Origin of the sequence: Pseudomonas sp. 2hn, from assembly GCF_019646095.1 — a bacterium.
In the GTDB taxonomy this organism is placed as follows: Bacteria; Pseudomonadota; Gammaproteobacteria; order Pseudomonadales; family Pseudomonadaceae; genus Aquipseudomonas; species Aquipseudomonas peradeniyensis.
The window spans coordinates 5,618,660-5,637,960 of the sequence record NZ_CP081016.1; the positions used below are offsets into that span (position 1 = coordinate 5,618,660).

Below are 19,301 nucleotides of genomic sequence, written 5' to 3' on the forward strand. Positions count from 1 at the left end.
TCTCACAGGCAATAAAAAACCCAGGACCATGCCCGGGTTTTCCATCACAAGCACCAGCTCAGATATCCGCCACCTTCTGCCACACCTTCGGCCGGAAGAACAACGTCTCCCCACGCGCCAGCCCGGTGAGGCTGTCGTGATCCTTGACCACTTCGGCCTCGATCAGCTCGCTCTGCCCTTCCACCTTCAGCGTCACTCGCGTGGTCGCCCCCAACGGACGGATATCGCGCACTTCGGCGGCATGATGCCCCTCGGTCTCGTGGCGCGACAGCGACACTTCGTGCGGACGGAACAGCACGTGGTGCCCTTCGCTCAGCGCCAGGCGGTTGGAATCGCCAAGGAAGTGGTAGACGAAGTCGTTGGCCGGCTTCTCGTATACCTCGCCCGGCGAGCCGATCTGCTCGATCACACCCTTGTTCATCACCACGATGCGGTCGGCGACTTCCATGGCCTCTTCCTGGTCGTGGGTGACGAACACCGAGGTCAGGTTGATGTCCTCGTGCAGGCGCGCCAGCCAGCGGCGCAGCTCCTTGCGCACCTTGGCATCCAGCGCCCCGAACGGCTCGTCGAGCAGCAGCACCTTGGGCTCCACCGCCAGGGCACGGGCCAGGGCGATGCGCTGGCGCTGGCCGCCGGACAGCTGCTCGGGGTAACGGTCGGACAGCCAGTCGAGCTGGACCATGTTCAGCAGCTCATGGACCTTCTCGGCGATCTTGCTTTCGCTCGGGCGCTCGCCCTTGGGCTTCATGCGCAGGCCGAAGGCGACGTTGTCGAACACGCTCATGTGGCGGAACAGCGCGTAGTGCTGGAACACGAAACCAACGTTGCGATCACGCACGTCATGGCCGGACACGTCCTCGCCGTGGAATACGATGCTGCCGTTGTCCGGGGTCTCCAGGCCGGCGATGATGCGCAGCAGGGTGGTCTTGCCGCAGCCGGACGGGCCGAGCAGGGCCACCAGCTCGCCGCTGTGGATATCCAGGTTGATGTTGTCCAGGGCCTGGAAGCTGTTGAAGCGCTTGCTGACGTTACGAACTTCGATCGACATGAATCATTCCTCCGCGGCGCTGTGGCGCAGGCGGTTAATACGGTTCTCGCTCCACTGCTTGAGCAGCAGGATGAAGAGCGCCAGGATCAGCAGCAGGCTGGCCACGCTGAAGGCCGCGACATGGTTGTACTCGTTGTAGAGGATCTCCACGTGCAGCGGCAAGGTGTTGGTAACGCCACGGATATGGCCCGACACGACAGACACCGCGCCGAACTCGCCCATGGCCCGGGCAGTGCACAGCACCACGCCGTAGATCAGGCCCCACTTGATGTTCGGCAGCGTGACATGCCAGAACATCTGCCAGCCGTTGGCGCCGAGCAGGCGCGCGGCCTCCTCCTCCTGGGTGCCCTGCTCCTGCATCAGCGGGATCAGCTCGCGGGCGACGAACGGCACGGTGACGAAGATGGTCGCCAGGACGATGCCCGGCAGGGCGAAGACGATCTGGATATCGTGGTCCTGCAGCCACGGCCCGAACAGGCCCTGCGCACCGAACATCAGCACGTAGACCAGACCGGCGATTACCGGCGACACCGAAAACGGCAGGTCGATCAGGGTGACCAGGATGCTCTTGCCGCGGAAGCTGTACTTGCTCACGCACCAGGCGGCGGATACGCCGAACACCAGGTTCAACGGCACCGAGATGGCCACCGCCAGCAGGGTGAGCTTGAGCGCGGACAGCGCGTCGGGCTCGAAGATCGCTTCGAAGAACGTGCCGAAGCCGTTCTTCAGGGCCTGCGACACCACGATCACCAGCGGCAGCGCCAGGAACAGCGCGAAGACGATCCAGGCCAGGGTGATCAGCACCCGGCGCGAGGTGGCGCTGCTGCGTCGGGCGGCGTTGGCGGCGGCGGTTGCGCTCATGGGTTGACTAGACATTGCCGGCCTCCTTCAAGGGGTTTCGATGCGCCGCTGCAGCAGGTTGATCAGCAGCAGCAGGATGAAGGAAACCACCAGCATCAGCACGCCGATGGCGGTGGCGCCGGTGTAGTCGTACTGGTCAAGCTTGACCATGATCAGCAACGGCAGGATCTCGGTCTTCATCGGCATGTTGCCGGCAATGAAGATCACCGAACCGTACTCGCCCACGCCCCGGGCGAAGGCCAGGGCAAAGCCGGTCAGCCACGCCGGCAGCAGCGCCGGCGCCAGCACGTGGCGGAACACCTGCAGCGGTTTGGCGCCCAGGCAGGCGGCGGCCTCCTCGACTTCACGCGGGATGTCGGCCAGCACCGGCTGCACCGTGCGCACCACGAACGGCAGGGTGACGAAGGTCAGCGCCAGGGTGATGCCCAGGGGGGTGTAGGCGATCTTGAAGCCGAGGTCGGTGGCGAACTGGCCGACCCAGCCCGCCGGGGCGTACAGGGCGGTCAGGGCGATACCGGCAACAGCGGTGGGCAGGGCGAACGGCAGGTCGATCATCGCGTCGATGACCTTGCGCCCTGGGAAGGTGTAGCGCACCAGCACCCAGGCCAGCAGGGTGCCGATCACACCGTTGATGATGGCGGCGAACAGGGCAGTGCCGAAACTCAGTTTCAGCGCGGCCAGCACCCGTGGTGCGCTGATGATGTTCCAGAACTGCTCCCAGGTGAGCTGCGCGGCATGCACGAACATGGCGGCCAGCGGTATCAGCACGATCAGGCTGAGGTACACCAAGGTGTAGCCCAGCGTCAGCCCGAAGCCGGGTATGACGGGGGAAATGCGACGTGACATAAAGGTCCCTGGTTGAACGCACGAAGCCCGGGAGTCATCCCGGGCCGGTGCAGGCTACTGAAGGGTGAAGCGTTGGCAAAGCCCTGTTCGGAACATCGTGGGAGCGGGCTTGCCCCGCGATAGGGCCGCCCCTGCAATCGCGGGGCAAGCCCGCTCCCACGCCATCACGATACATGGTTTGAACAGCCGATCACTGTGCCTGATAGATCTGGTCGAACACACCGCCATCATTGAAGAACTTCGGCTGCGCAGTCTTCCAGCCGCCGAAGTCCTTGTCGATGGTCACCAGGTCCAGTTTCGGGAACTGCTTGCCGAATTCGGCGGCGACCTTGGCGTCACGCGGACGGTAGAAGTTCTGCGCGGCGATCTTCTGGCCAGCCGGACTGTACAGGTGCTTGAGGTATTCCTCGGCGATCTTCTCGTTGCCTTTCTTCTCGGCGTTCTTGTCGACCACCGCCACCGGTGGCTCGGCCAGGATCGACAGCGAAGGCACGACGATCTCGAACTTGTCGGCGCCGCCGTCTTCCTTCAGCGCCAGGAAGGCCTCGTTCTCCCAGGCCAGCAGCACATCGCCCTGGCCGTTGTTGACGAAGGTGATGGTCGAGCCACGGGCGCCGGTATCGAGCACCGGCACGTGCTTGAACAGCTCCTGCACGTAGGCCTTGGCCTTGTCTTCATTGCCGCCGGTCTTCAGGCCGTAGGCCCAGGCGGCGAGGAAGTTCCAGCGGGCGCCGCCGGAGGTTTTCGGGTTGGGAGTGATGACCGAGACGTCCTTCTTGATCAGGTCGCCCCAGTCCTTGATGCCTTTCGGGTTGCCCTTGCGCACCAGGAACACGATGGTCGAGGTATACGGCGTGCTGGCGTCCGGCAGGCGCTTCTGCCAGTCCTCCGGCAGGGTCTTGCCGAGCTTGGCGATCTCGTCGATGTCGCCGGCCAGGGCCAGGGTCACCACGTCGGCGCGCAGGCCGTCGATGACCGCGCGCCCCTGCTTGCCCGAACCACCGTGGGACTGCTGGATCTTCACCTTGTCGCCCGGATGGGCGGCTTGCCAGTGCTTGATGAACTCGGCGTTGTACTGCTGGTAAAGCTCGCGGGTCGGGTCATAGGACACGTTCAGCAGTTCGTAGTCCTTGGCGATCGCGGAACCGGCAAAAACGGCACTGGCCAGGGCGGCAAGCGCATAACGGCGGATGGACATGGTGAAGCTCCCGATTGGCATTTTTCTAGTTTTTGAAGTGATGCGGTGTCAGCCGGACTTGTTGCCGGGCTGCTGCAGGCGGAACTTCTCCTTGCGTTCGATCTGCACCACCTGGGCGTTGTGCACGGTGATCTCCACCGCGCCGAAGCGCAGGTCGCGCAGCGCGCTCTGGATTTCACGCAGAATGGTGGCTTCGTCCTGACCGTCGATGCTGCGCAGAGATGCACTCATGCTCGTTCTCCTGTGAGTAAGGGTGCCGGGCAGAGGTTTGAAGGGGATTTGCGCCTGGCTTGAAGGCAATACTAGTGAGGCGCGGATATTCTTAAAAATACTGTTTAAGAATGTTTATATAACCAACTTTAGGTAGCTACCCTGTAGGAGCGGCCTTGCGCCGCGATGGGCTGCGCAGCAGCCCCGAGAATTCTGCAGGATGCCCACAACCTGGGGCCGCTGCGCAGCCCATCGCGGCACAAGGCCGCTCCTACAGGGGTCAATGTGGTCGCTGTGTCTTGTCCTGCGGCTCGCGAATCTTGTACCAGGCCACATACAGCGCCGGCAGGAACAGCAGCGTCAGCAGCGTTGCACTGATGATGCCGCCAATCATGGCGTAGGCCATCGGCCCCCAGAACACTTCCCGGGCGATCGGGATCATGCCCAGGCTCGCCGCCGCCGCCGTCAGCAGGATCGGCCGGCGCCGGTGATTGGTCGCCTCCACCACCGCATCCCACGGCGTATAGCCCTGCTCCTCGAACTCGTCGATCTGGGTCACCAGGATCACCGAGTTGCGGATGATGATCCCGGCCAGGGCGAGGATCCCGAGGATCGCCACGAAGCCCATCGGCGTGCCCGTGGGCACCAGCGCCAGCACCACGCCGATCAGCCCCAGGGGCGCGACGCTGACCACCAGGAACAGCTTCTGCACGCTGTGCAGCTGGATCATCAGGAAGGTCGCCATCAGGAACAGCATCAGCGGGATAACGTCGGCGATCGGCCCCTGGGCCTTGCTGCTCTCCTCCACCGTACCGCCGGTGGCCACGTCATAGCCCACCGGCAGCTTGCTGGCGAAGTCATCGATGCCGGGCTTGAGTTCGGCCACCAGGTCGGTGGGCTGGATATCACCGACCACCGAGGCCTTGATGGTGATGGTCGGCTTGCGGTCGCGGCGCCATACCAGCGGCTGCTCCTGCTCGTAGCGCACGGTGGCGAAGGCCAGCAGCGGAATCGAGGCGCCGCTGGGCGTGACGATCTGCAGGTTCTGCAAGGTATCCGGCGAGCCGCGTTCGCTGTCTTCGGCGCGGGCCACCACATTGACCAGGTAGATGTTGTCGTTGACCTGGGTGACCGGCACGCCGCTGACAATGCTGTTCATCACATTGGCCACGTCCTCGGACGACAGGCCCAGCTGACGCGCCTTGTCCTGGGCGATCTCGATGCGCAGCACCTTGCCGGGCTCGTTCCAGTCGTAGATCATCTCGCCGATGTGTTCGTTGCTGTCGAGCAGGGTCGCCAGCTCGATGGCGTGCCTGCGCACCTGGTCGATGTCCTTGCCGCTGACCCGGTACTGGATCGGCCGGCCCACCGGCGGCCCCATTTCCAGCGACTGGACGTTGGTGCCAATGCCGACGAACTCCTCATGCAGCAGCTTCTGCAGGCGCTGCATCATGCCCTCGCGCTCCTCGAAGCCCTTGCTGACGATCACCAGCTGGGCGTAGTACGGGTTCTGCAACTGCTGGTCGAGGGGCAGGTAGAAGCGGATCGCGCCCTGGCCGATGTAGGTGCTCCAGCGCACCAGGTCCGGGTCGTCCTTGATCCTCGCCTCCAGGCGGTCGACAACCTTGCGTGTTTCCTCGATCGAGGCGTTCTGCGGCAGGTTGAGGTCGACGAGGATCTCCGGGCGGTCCGACGACGGGAAGAACTGGTTCTGCACGAAGCGCATGCTGAAGATCGACAGGGCGAACAGCACCACTGTACCGATGATGGTCAGCCAGCGGTGGCGCATGCACCACAGCAGCCCGCCTTCGAACGCCCGGCCGACACGCCCGGGCTCGGCCTCGTGGGGCTTGAGCTTGCTGCTGCTGAGGATATGCACGCCCAGTACCGGAGCGAAGAACACCGCCACCACCCAGGACACCAGCAAGGCCACGGCGATCACCGCGAACAGGGTGTAGGTGTACTCGCCCGCGGAACTGGCGTTGAGGCCGATCGGCACGAAACCGGCCACCGTCACCAGGGTGCCGGTGAGCATGGGGAACGCCGTGGAGGTGTAGGCGAAGGTGGCCGCCTGCTCCTTGGTCTCGCCCATCTCCAGGCGCGTGACCATCACCTCGACGGTGATCATCGCATCATCCACCAACAGGCCCAGGGCGATGATCAGCGCACCGAGCGAGATCCGCTGCATGGTGATGTCGCTGTACTCCATGAACACGAAGACCATGGCCAGCACCAGCGGAATCGAGCAAGCCACCACCAGTCCCGCGCGAATACCCAGGCTGACGAAGCTCACCGCCAGCACGATCACCACGGCTTCGAACAGCGCGCTGGTGAAGCCGCCGACCGCCTGCTTGACCACCACCGCCTGGTCGGACACGTTGTGCACGCCAACACCCACCGGCAGGTCCCGAACGATGCTGTCCATCCGCGCCTTCAGGGCCGCGCCGAACACCTCGATGTTGGCGCCGGCCTTCATGCCGATCGCAAGGCCAATGGCGGTCTGGCCATTGAAACGGAACATCGGCGACGGCGGGTCGACATAGCCGCGCTCGATATCGGCGATGTCGGCCAGGCGGAAGAACCGGTCATTGATGCGCAGGTTCACCGTCTGCAGGTCCTTCTCCGAGGCGAATTGCCCGGTGGTGCGCACCGAGATGCGTTCGGGCCCGGCCTCGATCACACCGGCGGGGGTCACTGCGTTCTGCTGCTGCAGGGCTTGCATGGCCTGGCGCTGGTCGATGCCCAGCGCGGCCAGCTTGCGGGTGGAGAAGTTCAGGTACAGCACTTCGTCCTGGGTGCCGATCAGCTCGACCTTGCCGATGTTGGGCACTTCGCGCACCTCGGCCCGCGCCACCTCGACATAGTCGCGCAGCTGGCGCAGGGTGAGGCCGTCGGCGGTGAACGCGTAGATCGAGCCGAACACGTCGCCGAACTCATCGTTGAACGCCGGCCCCTGGATACCTGCGGGAAACTGCCCGCGGATGTCCTGGATCTTCTTGCGTACCTGGTACCAGATCTCGGGGATGTCCTTGGCCTTGGTGGTGTCGCGAAGGTAGACGTAGACCGTGGATTCGCCCGGGCGGGTGTAGCTCTTCACGTAGTCGAGCGAGTCGAGTTCCTCGAGCTTCTTCTCGATGCGATCGGTGACCTGGTACAGGGTCTCGTCCTGAGTGGCGCCCGGCCAGCGGCTCTGGATGACCATGGTCTTGATGGTGAAGGACGGGTCCTCCTCACGGCCAAGGTTGAAGTAGGAGAAGATCCCCATCAGCAGGCCAACGAACATCAGGTACCAGACGAAGGACTGGTGCTTCAGCGCCCACTCCGAGAGGTTGAAGCTTCCTTTCATTGCGCGTCCTCGTCGAAGGTGACCTTCTGGCCGGGCTTGAGGCTGTTCACTCCAGCGGTCACCACGCGCTCGCCGGGCTGCACGCCGGAGGCCAGGACGATGCTGTCGGCGGTACGCTCGATCAACGCGACGTCACGAGTGGCCACGGTTTTCTGCTGCGGATCGACCACCCACACCTGGGGCTTGCCGTCACGTTCAAGCAACGCGGTCAGCGGCAATTCGCTGCGCGGGCTCACCGCCGAGGTCAGGGTGACGCTGACCGCGGTGCCCAGGTGGAAGGCATCGGGCGTGCTGGTCAGGGTCAAGCGGGCGCGGCGGGTACGGGTGGTGGCGTCAGCCTGTGGCTCGAGCTCGCGCAGCGTGGCGGTGGTGTTGATGCCCGGGTCGAGCTGCGAAGCGACGGTAAAGGTAAGGTCCTTGTTCAACTGTTCGGCGAGCGGGATCGGCAGGTCGATCACCGCCTCCTTGACATCCGGACGGGCCAGGGTGACAACGGCCTGACCGGCGCTGACGGTCTGCCCCGCCTCGGCCTGCCAGGCAGTGACCACCGCCGCATGATCACTGCGCAGGGTGCTGTAGCCGAGCTGGTCGCGGGCCTGGCTGACCGCCGAGCGCGCCTGCTCCAGCGCGGCACCGGTGGTTTTCAGGTCGGTCTGGGCGATGTCCAGCTGGGCCTGGGCGCCGACACCACGGTCGTACAACTGCTGCTGGCGGCGAGCATTGGCCTGGGCATTGATCCATTGCGCCTGGACCTTGGCCAGATCGCCCTCGGCTGCGCGCAACTGGTTTTGCTGGTCGGTCGGATCGAGGGTGGCCAGGGTATCGCCAGGGCTTACCCGCGTCCCCACATCCAGCCAGCGCCGGGCAATGCGTCCGGACACCCGAAACCCCAGGGTGCTTTCGTAGCGGGCCTGAATGGCACCGGCAAAGCGGCCCAGCTGCGACTGTACCTGCGGCTCGACCAGCGTCGACAGCACCGGGCGTATCGCCTCAGGCGGCGCCTCATCGCCCCCGCAGGCCCCCAGCATCAGGCTGGCTGACAGTATCAGCATCTGACGTTTCATGGCGCGGCCCCTCCGTCCTTGGCGCTGACCTTCTCGACCTGCATGTCCGGGTGCAGCAGCTGTCCACCGCCCACCACCACGGTCTCGCCGCCCTTGATACCGTCGGCGATCACCACCTTGCCGGTGAGGTAGCGCGCGACCTGGACCTTGCGCAATTCGACCTTGTCGCCCTCGCCCACCACCCACACCGCCGGCTCCTTCAGCGCCTTGGTCAATGCCGACCACGGCAATTCGATGCTGGGCCGGCCCTGGGTGTTGCCAGTGGCCGTGACCGGTGAGCCCAGCTGCATGCCGGCCGGCACGTTGCGCAGCGCGACCTTGACCTGCACCGTACCGCTCTCGGCGGACACCGTCGGGGTGATCTCGCGGACCCGGCCTTCGGCCTTGATCGCCGGGTTGTCCAGCAGGCTGACGACGACGCCCTCGTCGCTGGGGGATTTCACCAGCAGCGATTCGTAGACATTGAACACCGCGTCACGGTCGCCATCGACCGCCAGGCTGAAGATCGGCATGGTCGCCTGCACCACCTGGCCGACCTCGGCCTGGCGCGCGGTGATCACCCCGTCGGCTTCGGACACCAGCGCCGTGTAGCTCAACTGCTCATTGGCGTTGGCCAGCTGCGCCTGGGCGGCCTTGAGCGCACTCTGGCTGCTGCGCAGCGCGGCTTCGGCGGAATCGTACTCGCTCTGGCTGGTGTAGCCCTTGGGCAGGAGCTTCTGCTGGCGCACGAACGCGGCGCTGGTCTGGGTGACCCGGGCCTGCTCGGCGAACACCTCGGCCTTGGCCGAGTCGACGTTGTTCTGCAGGTCCTTCGGATCCAGGCGCGCCAGCACCTGGTTGGCCTTGACGTGGTCGCCGACATCGACACTACGGGCGATGATCTTGCCGCCCACGCGGAACGACAGGTCGGTCTGCACCCGCGCCTGCACGTCACCGGTCAAGGTGACCCGGGCGGCAAAGTCGGTGGGTTGCACCTGTTGCACCGCGACCCGGGGCAATACCGGGGCGGCCTCTTCCTTGCCACAGCCCGTAAGCATGAACAGCAGCCCCAGGCAAACGACCGACGATGGACGTGTCAACGTCATTCGGGCTCCTTGCTTGCGCGCAGATGATTCGTGGGATGCGACTGTTAGCGTAGATCAGGGATTGGAAAAGGGTACTGGGCTGGAATTCGTGGTGGCCGGAAGGGCCTCTTCGCGGGTGAACCCGCTCCCACAGGTATCGAGTGCACCTTGGCCCCTGTGGGAGCGGGTTTACCCGCGAAAGGGCCATCAAAGCCAGCACCACTTCTTGCCATATCCAGAAACCATCCGCAGCAAAGGCTCTTCATTCCAACCGCTACCGTTCAGAAGAGATGTGTTTTCAAGGAGTGACTCGAATGCCTGTCGCCCAATCCCATCTGCTGCGTCGTGGCCGCTTCTCCGAGCCTGAAAGGCTCTACCTGCTGACCACTATCACTCACCAACGCAAGCCTCTGTTCCACGACTTCCATCATGCGCGTCTGGTCGTTCAGCAACTGCGTCGATCAGATCAGGAACAAGCCTGCCGATCACTGGCCTGGGTCGTGATGCCGGATCATCTGCATTGGTTGATCGAGTTGAAGTCGGTAACGCTCGGAACACTGATGCGCAGGTTCAAGTCGCGTTCCAGCCTTGAACTGCACAAGGCTGGTGTCAGGCATCATCCGATCTGGCAGACCGGATATCAGGACCACGCATTACGTCGGGAAGAGAATGTGGTCCATGTCGCCAGGTACATCGTTGCCAATCCGTTGCGGGCGGGGCTGGTCACTAGCGTCAGGGACTATCCGCATTGGGATGCGGTCTGGCTTTGAGGCGGCGGGAGGCATTCGCGGGTAAACCCGCTCCCACAGGGACCGAGATGCACACAAGTCCTGTGGGAGCGGGCTTGCCCCGCGATGCGTCGGCTCAGGCCTGCGCGGTGGCCTGGGCCGGACGGCGGGTCTGCGGCTGCGAGACGTTCGCTGCGGCGCCCTCTTCGATGGCCTGCTGGATCGCCCGACGGCGACGCTCTTCGGCCTGGCGGCTGAAGTACCAGACCAGGAAGGTCACCAGCGACACCGACAGCAGGATCAGGCTGGCCACGGCGTTGATCTCCGGCTTCACGCCCAGGCGCACGGCCGAGAACACTTCCATCGGCAAGGTGGTCGAGCCCGGGCCGGAGACGAAGCTGGCCAGCACCAGGTCATCCAGCGACAGGGCGAACGACATCATGCCGCCCGCCGCCAGCGACGGCGCGATCATCGGGATGGTGATCAGGAAGAACACCTTCCACGGCTTGGCGCCCAGGTCCATGGCCGCCTCTTCGATGGACAGGTCCAGCTCGCGCAGGCGCGCCGACACCACCACCGCCACATAGGCGGCGCAGAACGTGGTGTGGGCGATCCAGATGGTGACGATGCCACGCTCCTGGGGCCAGCCGATCATCTGCGCCATGGCCACGAACAGCAGCAGCAGCGACAGACCGGTGATCACCTCGGGCATCACCAGCGGCGCGGTGACCAGGCCACCGAACAGGGTGCGGCCCTTGAAGCGGGTGACCCGGGTCAGCACGAAGGCCGCCAGGGTGCCCAGCGCCACCGCGGCGACCGCCGTGTAGCAGGCGATCTCCAGCGAGCGCATCACCGAACCCATCAGCTGGGTGTTGTCGAGCAGGCCGACGTACCACTTCACCGACCAGCCGCCCCACACCGTCACCAGCTTCGAGGCGTTGAACGAGTAGATCACCAGGATCAGCATCGGCAGGTAGATGAACAGCAAGCCGAGCACCAGCATCAGCTTGGAGAAACTGAAGCGTTTCATGCGCGGCCCTCCATCTCTTTGGCCTGGCTACGGTTGAACAGCAGGATCGGCACGATCAGGATCGCCAGCATCACCACCGCCAGGGCGGACGCCACCGGCCAGTCGCGGTTGTTGAAGAACTCCTGCCACAGCACTTTACCGATCATCAGGGTTTCCGGGCCGCCGAGCAGTTCAGGAATCACGAACTCGCCCACCACCGGGATGAACACCAGCATGCAGCCGGCGATGATGCCGTTCTTCGACAGCGGCACGGTGATCTTCCAGAAGCTGTTGAAGGTGCTCGAACCCAGGTCCGACGCGGCTTCGAGCAGGCTCTCGTCATGCTTCACCAGGTTGGCGTACAACGGCAGGATCATGAACGGCAGGTACGAATAGACCACGCCGATATACACCGCCAGGTTGGTGTTGAGGATCTGCAGCGGCTGGTCGATCAGGCCCAGCCACAGCAGGAAGCTGTTGAGCAGCCCGTTGTTGCTGAGAATGCCCATCCAGGCATAGACGCGGATCAGGATCGCGGTCCAGGTCGGCATCATGATCAGCAGCAGCAGGACGGTCTGCGACTCCTTCTTGGCCTTGGAGATGGCGTAGGCCATCGGGTAGCCGATCAGCAGGCACAGCAAAGTGCTGAAGAAGGCCACCTTCAACGAACCGAGGTAGGCCGCGATATACAGCTCGTCCTCGGTGAGCAGGCCGTAGTTGGCCAGGTTCAGCACCAGCTGCACCTTGCCTTCGAGATAGGTGTAGATCTCGGTGTACGGCGGGATCGCCACGTCGGCTTCGGCGAAGCTGATCTTCAGGACGATGAAGAACGGCAGCATGAAGAACAGGAACAGCCAGATGAACGGCACGCCGATCACCATGTGCCGCCCTTCGGGGATCAAGCGCTGGAGGGCTCGTTTGAGCTTTCGTGGTTTCATGAGCGCAGTACCACGCCGCTGTCGTCTTCCCACCACACGTAGACTTCGTCATCCCAGGTTGGGCGAGTGCCCTGGCGCTCGGCGTTGGCGACGAACGACTGGACGATCTTGCCGCCGGGCAGCTCGACGTAGAACACCGAGTGGCCGCCGAGGTAGGCGATATCGTGGACCTTGCCGCGCGACCAGTTGTGCTCGCAGGTCGGCTGCTCGGTGGTGACCAGCAGCTTCTCCGGACGCAGGGCGTAAGTGATGTGCTTGTCCTCGACCGAGGTGGTGACGCCGTGGCCGACGTAGATCTTGCGCTCCAGTTCCGGGCTGGCAATGATCGCGTGGCCTTCGGCGTCGTCGACCACCTCGCCCTCGAACAGGTTGACGTTGCCGATGAACTCGCAGACCAGACGGCTGGTCGGGGTTTCATAGACGTCGATCGGGCTGCCGATCTGGGCGATCCAGCCCAGGTGCATGATGGCGATGCGCTGGGCCATGGTCATGGCCTCTTCCTGGTCGTGGGTCACCATCACGCAGGTCACGCCCACGCGCTCGATGATCTCCACCAGCTCCAGCTGCATCTGCGAGCGCAGTTTCTTGTCCAGCGCGCCCATCGGCTCGTCGAGCAGCAGCAGCTTGGGACGCTTGGCCAGCGAACGGGCCAGGGCCACCCGCTGGCGCTGGCCACCGGACAACTGGTGCGGCTTGCGCTTGGCGTACTGGGTCATGTGCACCAGCTTGAGCATCTCGGCCACGCGGGCGTCGATCTCGGCCTTGGGCATCTTGTCCTGCTGCAGGCCGAAGGCGATGTTCTGCGCCACGGTCATGTGCGGGAACAGCGCGTAGGACTGGAACATCATGTTGATCGGCCGCTCATAGGGCGGCATGTCGGTGATGTCGACGCCATCGAGGAAGATCCGCCCTTCGGTCGGACGCTCGAAGCCGGCCAGCATGCGCAGCAAGGTCGATTTGCCGGACCCGGAGCCGCCCAGCAGGGCGAAGATCTCGCCCTTGCGGATTTCCAGGGACACATCGTCCACGGCTACCGTTTCGTCGAATTTTTTCGTGACCCGGTCGATCTTGACCAGCACCTGCTTGGGTTGCTGGCCACCCTCGAGGGCTTTCTTATAGGCACCGGAGGCAACTGCCATGAGTGAAACTCCCAACAAGATTTATGTGCCCGCCGCTGCGCTGGCGGGCCTGGATTGTTACTTGCCCGACTTGACCTTGGTCCAGCTGCGGGTCATCAAACGTTGCACCTTGGGTGGCAACTCGGCGTTGACGAACATCTTGTCCAGCACTTCCTGCGGTGGGTAAACCGCGGCGTCAGTCCTCACGGCCTGGTCCATCAGGTCGCCAGCCTTGGGGTTCGGGTTGGCGTAACCGACGTAATCACTGACCTGGGCGATCACCTCAGGTTTCAGCAAATAGTTGATGAAGGCGTGGGCCTCCTTGACGTTGCTGGCGTCCTTGGGAATCGCCAGCACATCGAACCAGAGGTTGCCGCCTTCCTTGGGAATGGCGTAGGCCAGCTTCACGCCCTTCTTCGCTTCTTCAGCGCGGGCCTTGGCCTGGAAAATATCGCCGGAGAAGCCAGCGGCCACGCAGATATCGCCGTTGGCGAGATCGCTGATGTACTTGGAAGAGTGGAAGTAGGTCACGTACGGGCGCACGGCCAGCAGTTTCTCTTCCGCCTTCTGGTAGTCCTTGGGGTTGCTGCTGTTCGGGTCCAGGCCCATGTAGTTGAGCACCGCCGGGAGCATCTCGTCGGCCGAGTCGAGGAAGGCCACGCCGCATTTGCTGAGCTTCTTCATGTTCTCGGGTTCGAACAGCACCGCCCAGGAGTCGATCTTGTCGGTGCCCAGCGCCGCCTTGACCTTCTCGACGTTGTAGCCGATGCCATTGGTGCCCCACAGGTAGGGGACGGCGTACTGGTTGCCCGGGTCGTTCTTCTCCAGACGCTTCATCAGCGCCGGGTCGAGGTTCGCGTAGTTGGGCAGCAAATCACGGTCGAGCTTCTGGAACGCGCCCGCCTTGATCTGCTTGCCGAGGAAATGGTTGGACGGCACGACCACGTCATAACCGGTGCGTCCGGCCAGCAGCTTGCCTTCCAGCGTCTCGTTGCTGTCGAAGACGTCGTATTTCGGGGTGATGCCGGTTTCCTTCTGGAAATCGGCAAGGGTATTCGGACCAACATAGTCGGACCAGTTGTAGATGTGCACCGTGGGCGCCGCTTGGACGCTGCAAGCCAGCGTCAGACCCGCTCCAGCCATCAAGGCCTTGCGAAATACAGAAATAGACAAGTGGGTGGTCCTCACAATCAGTGCCTCAAGTGGCGGAAAAACTCGGCCGCACACGCAAAACCGGCGCGCAACTTACCTTCACGGCGTGGATGCCGCAAACTTATTTGCCTTTACCTGCCTCCGGGCCGGGAAACCCCGGCCCAGAGGGCCTTGCATCAGGCTTACTTGCCCGACTTGATCTTGGTCCAGCTGCGGGTGATCTCGCGCTGGGCGGTCTTCTCCGGTGCCTTGATGGCGTACAGCTTGGCCTTCACCTCATCGGACGGATAGATCGCCGGATCGCTGGTGATCTCTTTGTCCACCAGCGGGGTGGCGGCCTTGTTGCCGTTCGGGAAGCGCACGGCGTTGGTGATGCCCGCCATCACTTCCGGCTGCAGCAGGAAGTCCATGAACTTGTAGGCGGCTTCGACGTTCTCGGCATCCTTCGGAATGGCGACCATGTCGTAGAAGGTACCGGCACCTTCCTTCGGAATGGTGTAGCTCAGCTTGACCTTGTCGCCGGCTTCATGGGCACGGGCCTTGGACTGTTCCAGGTCACCCGAGTAACCCACGGCCACGCAGATGTTGCCGTTGGCCAGGTCCGAGATGTACTTGGAGGAGTGGAAGTAGGTGATCGAAGGACGGATCTTCAGGAACAGGTCTTCCGCGGCCTTCAGGTCTTCCTTCTTGGTGCTGTCGCTGGGCAGGCCCAGGTAGTGCAGCGCGGCCGGGATCATCTCGGTCGGGGCATCGAGGAAGCTCACGCCGCAGCTCTTGAGCTTGGCGATGTTCTCGGGCTTGAACACGGCATCCCACGAGTCGATCTTGTCCACGCCCAGCGCGGCCTTGACCTTCTCCGGGTTGTAGCCGATGCCGATGGAGCCCCACATGTACGGGAAGGCGAACTTGTTGCCCGGGTCGCTGGCATCACCCACGGCCTTGAGCAGCGCCGGGTCGAGGTTCTTCCAGTTGGGCAGCTTGGAGCGGTCCAGTTCCTGGTAGACACCCGCCTTGATCTGCTTGGCCAGGAAGTTGTTGGACGGCACGACGATGTCGTAGCCCGACTTGCCCGCCAACAGTTTGGCTTCGAGGGTCTCGTTGCTGTCGAAGACGTCGTAGACCACCTTGATGCCGGTCTGCTTCTCGAAGTTGGCCACGGTGTCCGGGGCGATGTAGTCCGACCAGTTGTAGACGTGCAGCACCTTGTCGTCAGCCTGAACAGCGGTGGCCATGGCACCCATCAGGGCGGCGGCCAGCAGCGTCTTGCCCAATTTCTTCATGCGTAATGCTCCAGAATTTATTATCAAGCCATCTGTTCAGCAGCCAGGTACCACGGGACGCGCGTTGGGCGACTAAACAGCCGTTAGTCTGGCAAGTTACAAGGCGCTGTTTCAACCAAAGCAGGGCCTTGCAACGACATTAATGTCACCTCGCCAGCCTAGCAGACTGTCATTTGACCGCTTCGTAGGTCAGGTCCAGGCACTTGCGCGCCTTTTCCACCAGTTCGTCGATCTCTTCGCGGCTGATCACCAGCGGCGGCGCGATGATCATGGTGTCGCCCACCGCGCGCATCACCAGGCCGTTCTCGAAGCAGTGGGTGCGGCAGATCATGCCGACGCCCTTGCCCTCGTAGCGGCTACGGGTGGCCTTGTCCTTGACCAGCTCGATCGCGCCGAGCAGGCCCAGGCCGCGTACCTCGCCCACCAGCGGGTGGTCCTGCAGCTCACGCAGTCGTTTTTGCAAATACGGTGCCGTTTCGTTGCGGGCACGCTCGACAATCTTCTCGTCGCGCAGGATGCGCAGGTTTTCCAGGCCCACCGCCGCCGCCACCGGATGGCCGGAGTAGGTGAAGCCGTGGTTGAAGTCACCACCTTCGCTGATCACCTTGGCCACTGTGTCACGCACGATCACACCGCCCATGGGGATGTAACCGGAGGTCAGGCCCTTGGCGATGGTCATCAGGTCAGGCGCAAGGTCGTAGTAGTCGGAGCCGAACCACTCGCCGGTGCGGCCAAAACCGCAGATCACTTCGTCGGCGACGAACAGGATGTCGTACTTGGCGAGGATCTCCTTGACCTTCGGCCAGTAGGTCTCTGGCGGGATGATCACCCCGCCCGCGCCCTGGATCGGCTCGGCGATGAAAGCGGCGACGTTGTCCTCGCCGACTTCGAGAATCTTCTTCTCCAGCTGCTCGGCCGCCCACACGCCGAATTCGTCCGGGGTCATGTCGCCACCCTCGCCGAACCAGTACGGCTGAGGGATATGCACGATGCCCGGAATCGGCAGGCCGCCCTGCTCGTGCATGCCGCTCATGCCGCCCAGGCACGCACCCGCAAAGGTGGAGCCGTGGTAGCCGTTGATGCGGCCGATGATGGTCTGCTTGTGCGGCTTGCCCTTGAGCGCCCAGTAATGGCGGACCATGCGCAGCACGGTGTCGTTGCCTTCGGAACCGGAGCCGGTGAAGAACACATGGGTCATGCCCTCGGGCGCCACGTCGGTGATCGCCTTGGCCAGCTCCAGCGCCGGCGGGTGGGCGGTCTGGAAGAACAGGTTGTAGTACGGCAGCTCGCGCATCTGCTTTTCTGCCGCCTGCACCAGCTCTTCGCGGCCATAGCCGACCGCCACGCACCACAGGCCGGCCATGCCGTCGAGGATCTTGTGCCCCTCGCTGTCCCACAAATGCACGCCCTGCGCCTTGGTGATGATGCGCGGCCCCTTCTCCTTCAGCTGCTTGTAGTCACTGAAAGGTGCAAGGTGGTGCTCGCCGCTCAGGGTTTGCCATTCACGGGTTTGCGGGTTGTTGACGCTCATGTGCCTCTCCATTTTCCGGTGGCCGCCCGCAGGCGGCCTCAGGGTTGATCACACAGCAAACAGCAGGAACTCACGCTCCCAGGAGCTGATGACGCGCTTGAAGTTCTCATGCTCGGCGCGCTTGGTGGCGACGTAGCCGGTGATGAATTTCTTGCCCAGGTACTGCACCAGCGCGCGGCTGTTCTCCATGCGCTCCAAGGCATCCTCGATGGTCAGCGGCAGGCGCAGGTTGCGCCGCTCGTAGCCCCGGCCCTGCACCGGCGCGCTGGCCTCGATGCCTTCGACCATGCCGATATAGCCGCACAGCAGGCTCGCGGCGATGGCCAGGTAGGGGTTGGCGTCGGCGCCCGGCAGGCGGTTCTCGACCCGGCGGTTCTGCGGGCCGGCATCCGGCACGCGCAGGCCGACGGTGCGGTTCTCTTCGCCCCACTCGACGTTCACCGGCGCCGAGGTGTCGGGCAGGAAGCGGCGGAACGAGTTGACGTTGGGGGCGAACAGCGGCAGCGCCTCGGGGATGAACTTCTGCAGGCCGCCGATGTGGTGCAGGAACAGCTCGCTCATGCTGCCGTCGGCGTTGGAGAAGATGTTCTTGCCGGTGGCCACGTCGACCACGCTCTGGTGCAGGTGCATCGCGCTGCCCGGCTCGCCGGTCATGGGCTTGGCCATGAAGGTGGCGGCCACGTTGTGCTTGAGCGCGGCCTCGCGCATGGTGCGCTTGAACACCAGGATCTGGTCGGCCAGGTGCAGGGCATCGCCGTGACGGAAGTTGATTTCCATCTGCGCGGTGCCGTCCTCGTGGATCAGCGTGTCGAGGTCCAGCTGCTGCAGTTCGCACCAGTCGTAGACATCCTCGAACAATGGGTCGAATTCGTTGGCCGCCTCGATGGAGAACGACTGCCGCCCGGTTTCCGGACGGCCGGAACGGCCTACCGGCGGCTGCAGCGGAAAGTCCGGGTCTTCGCTACGCTTGGTGAGGTAGAACTCCATCTCGGGCGCGACGATCGGCTGCCAGCCCTTGTCGGCGTAGAGTTTCAGGACCTTCTTCAGCACGTTGCGCGGCGACAGCTCGACCGGGTTGCCCTTCTTGTCGTAGGTGTCGTGGATCACCTGGGCGGTCGGTTCGATGGCCCATGGCACGAGAAACACCGCGTTCTCGTCGGGGCGGCAGATCATGTCGATGTCGGCCGGGTCGAGCAGTTCGTAATAGATGTCATCGTCGACGTAGTCGCCGGTCACGGTCTGCAGCAGCACGCTTTCGGGCAGGCGCATGCCTTTCTCGGCGATGAATTTGTTGGTGGGCGAGATCTTGCCGCGGGTGATGCCGGTCAGGTCGCTGATCAGGCATTCCACTTCGGTGATCTTGTGCTCTTTCAACCAATCGGTGAGCTGGTCGAGGTTGTGACTCATAAATACCTCAGGAGGTAATGTGGCGCGGTTGAAGGCAACCGGCGGCCACTGACGCCAGGCGTCGGGCAAAGTCGGCGCGCAGGGCGCCGAGGGGCCTGGAAAGGCCCGCGCCTTGATTCTGGATGCTGTGCATGGCTAAAGCAAAAACCCTCGCGCAGGACGACAGTGGCGGCACGCCATGACGGCGCGTCCGGACAGAAAGCGAAGGGCAGAAAGAAAGGAGGTGTTGCGGTAAAGCGTTACGAGGTATGGCTTTTTTACGCGAACCGTCAATTATTGCGGCCAGCGCGGCGCCCCTTCGATGCAGGCGTGCGATGACCGGACGGCAACCGGGAGATGTACCTGAACGCACCGTGCATGCGGCGCTGACAGGTCTCGGCAAGCGGACCATGTGACCCTCGTATTATTGTGTTCTGGGTTGTGACCGAGCTTATCCTCGTTCATTTTTTTACACAACCTCTCCGTAAAAAATAAAACACGCCCTGCTCGGGATAACCCTTC

At 63.5% G+C, this 19,301-nt stretch carries 16 protein-coding genes; 1 reads left to right on the forward strand and 15 read right to left on the reverse strand.

Annotated features, from left to right (window positions below; all coding sequences use genetic code 11):
- Positions 1 to 58 precede the first annotated feature (58 nt).
- The 8 genes from K2O50_RS25340 to K2O50_RS25375 all read right to left on the reverse strand — a co-directional run bounded on the left by K2O50_RS25340 (position 59) and on the right by K2O50_RS25375 (position 9,658).
- Positions 59 to 1,048 carry a sulfate/molybdate ABC transporter ATP-binding protein gene (locus K2O50_RS25340; protein WP_011536261.1) on the reverse strand — a complete coding sequence of 330 codons (990 nt, stop codon included), beginning with the start codon at positions 1,046 to 1,048 and terminating at the stop codon, positions 59 to 61.
- Positions 1,049 to 1,051: 3 nt separating this feature from the next.
- Positions 1,052 to 1,924 (reverse strand): sulfate ABC transporter permease subunit CysW, encoded by an 873-nt coding sequence (gene cysW / locus K2O50_RS25345; protein ID WP_050707422.1) that lies wholly within the window; start codon positions 1,922 to 1,924, stop codon positions 1,052 to 1,054.
- A gap of 12 nt (positions 1,925 to 1,936) precedes the next feature.
- Positions 1,937 to 2,755, reverse strand: coding sequence for a sulfate ABC transporter permease subunit CysT (cysT, locus tag K2O50_RS25350; RefSeq protein ID WP_028688531.1), 819 nt, complete (start codon positions 2,753 to 2,755; stop codon positions 1,937 to 1,939).
- Between the two features lie 190 nt (positions 2,756 to 2,945).
- Complete coding sequence (locus tag K2O50_RS25355) at positions 2,946 to 3,953, reverse strand: sulfate ABC transporter substrate-binding protein (protein WP_050707423.1); 1,008 nt, start codon at positions 3,951 to 3,953, stop codon at positions 2,946 to 2,948.
- Between the two features lie 48 nt (positions 3,954 to 4,001).
- On the reverse strand, positions 4,002 to 4,184 hold the full coding sequence (oscA, locus tag K2O50_RS25360; RefSeq protein ID WP_016489716.1) for a sulfur starvation response protein OscA: 183 nt from the start codon (positions 4,182 to 4,184) through the stop codon (positions 4,002 to 4,004).
- Positions 4,185 to 4,443: 259 nt separating this feature from the next.
- On the reverse strand, positions 4,444 to 7,509 hold the full coding sequence (locus tag K2O50_RS25365; RefSeq protein WP_050707424.1) for an efflux RND transporter permease subunit: 3,066 nt from the start codon (positions 7,507 to 7,509) through the stop codon (positions 4,444 to 4,446).
- Positions 7,506 to 8,573, reverse strand: a complete 1,068-nt coding sequence (locus tag K2O50_RS25370; RefSeq protein ID WP_050707425.1) for an efflux RND transporter periplasmic adaptor subunit — start codon at positions 8,571 to 8,573, stop codon at positions 7,506 to 7,508. Before K2O50_RS25370 ends, K2O50_RS25365 begins: the two co-directional genes overlap by 4 nt.
- Positions 8,570 to 9,658 (reverse strand): efflux RND transporter periplasmic adaptor subunit, encoded by a 1,089-nt coding sequence (locus K2O50_RS25375; protein ID WP_050707426.1) that lies wholly within the window; start codon positions 9,656 to 9,658, stop codon positions 8,570 to 8,572. Before K2O50_RS25375 ends, K2O50_RS25370 begins: the two co-directional genes overlap by 4 nt.
- Before the next feature lie 293 nt (positions 9,659 to 9,951).
- On the opposite strand from K2O50_RS25375, the gene K2O50_RS25380 reads away from it, so the two are divergent.
- A complete protein-coding gene (locus K2O50_RS25380; protein ID WP_050707427.1) occupies positions 9,952 to 10,407 on the forward strand; it encodes an REP-associated tyrosine transposase in 456 nt (151 codons plus the stop codon).
- A gap of 94 nt (positions 10,408 to 10,501) precedes the next feature.
- On the opposite strand, the gene K2O50_RS25385 is transcribed toward K2O50_RS25380, so the two are convergent.
- From K2O50_RS25385 to K2O50_RS25415, 7 genes are all read right to left on the reverse strand, one after another.
- A complete protein-coding gene (locus tag K2O50_RS25385) occupies positions 10,502 to 11,395 on the reverse strand; it encodes an ABC transporter permease subunit (RefSeq protein ID WP_050707428.1) in 894 nt (297 codons plus the stop codon).
- Complete coding sequence (locus K2O50_RS25390) at positions 11,392 to 12,273, reverse strand: ABC transporter permease subunit (protein WP_177330865.1); 882 nt, start codon at positions 12,271 to 12,273, stop codon at positions 11,392 to 11,394. Before K2O50_RS25390 ends, K2O50_RS25385 begins: the two co-directional genes overlap by 4 nt.
- A 35-nt stretch (positions 12,274 to 12,308) precedes the next feature.
- A complete protein-coding gene (potA, locus tag K2O50_RS25395) occupies positions 12,309 to 13,451 on the reverse strand; it encodes a polyamine ABC transporter ATP-binding protein (protein ID WP_028688539.1) in 1,143 nt (380 codons plus the stop codon).
- A 57-nt stretch (positions 13,452 to 13,508) separates the two neighbouring features.
- Positions 13,509 to 14,603 (reverse strand): polyamine ABC transporter substrate-binding protein, encoded by a 1,095-nt coding sequence (locus K2O50_RS25400; RefSeq protein ID WP_050707430.1) that lies wholly within the window; start codon positions 14,601 to 14,603, stop codon positions 13,509 to 13,511.
- A gap of 161 nt (positions 14,604 to 14,764) precedes the next feature.
- Positions 14,765 to 15,862, reverse strand: a complete 1,098-nt coding sequence (locus K2O50_RS25405) for a polyamine ABC transporter substrate-binding protein (protein ID WP_011536274.1) — start codon at positions 15,860 to 15,862, stop codon at positions 14,765 to 14,767.
- A gap of 169 nt (positions 15,863 to 16,031) precedes the next feature.
- Positions 16,032 to 17,393, reverse strand: a complete 1,362-nt coding sequence (locus K2O50_RS25410) for an aspartate aminotransferase family protein (RefSeq protein WP_050707431.1) — start codon at positions 17,391 to 17,393, stop codon at positions 16,032 to 16,034.
- A gap of 48 nt (positions 17,394 to 17,441) precedes the next feature.
- Entirely contained in the window at positions 17,442 to 18,800 is a 1,359-nt protein-coding gene (locus K2O50_RS25415; protein WP_028688542.1) for a glutamine synthetase family protein, read from the reverse strand.
- Between the last annotated feature and the right edge of the window lie 501 nt (positions 18,801 to 19,301).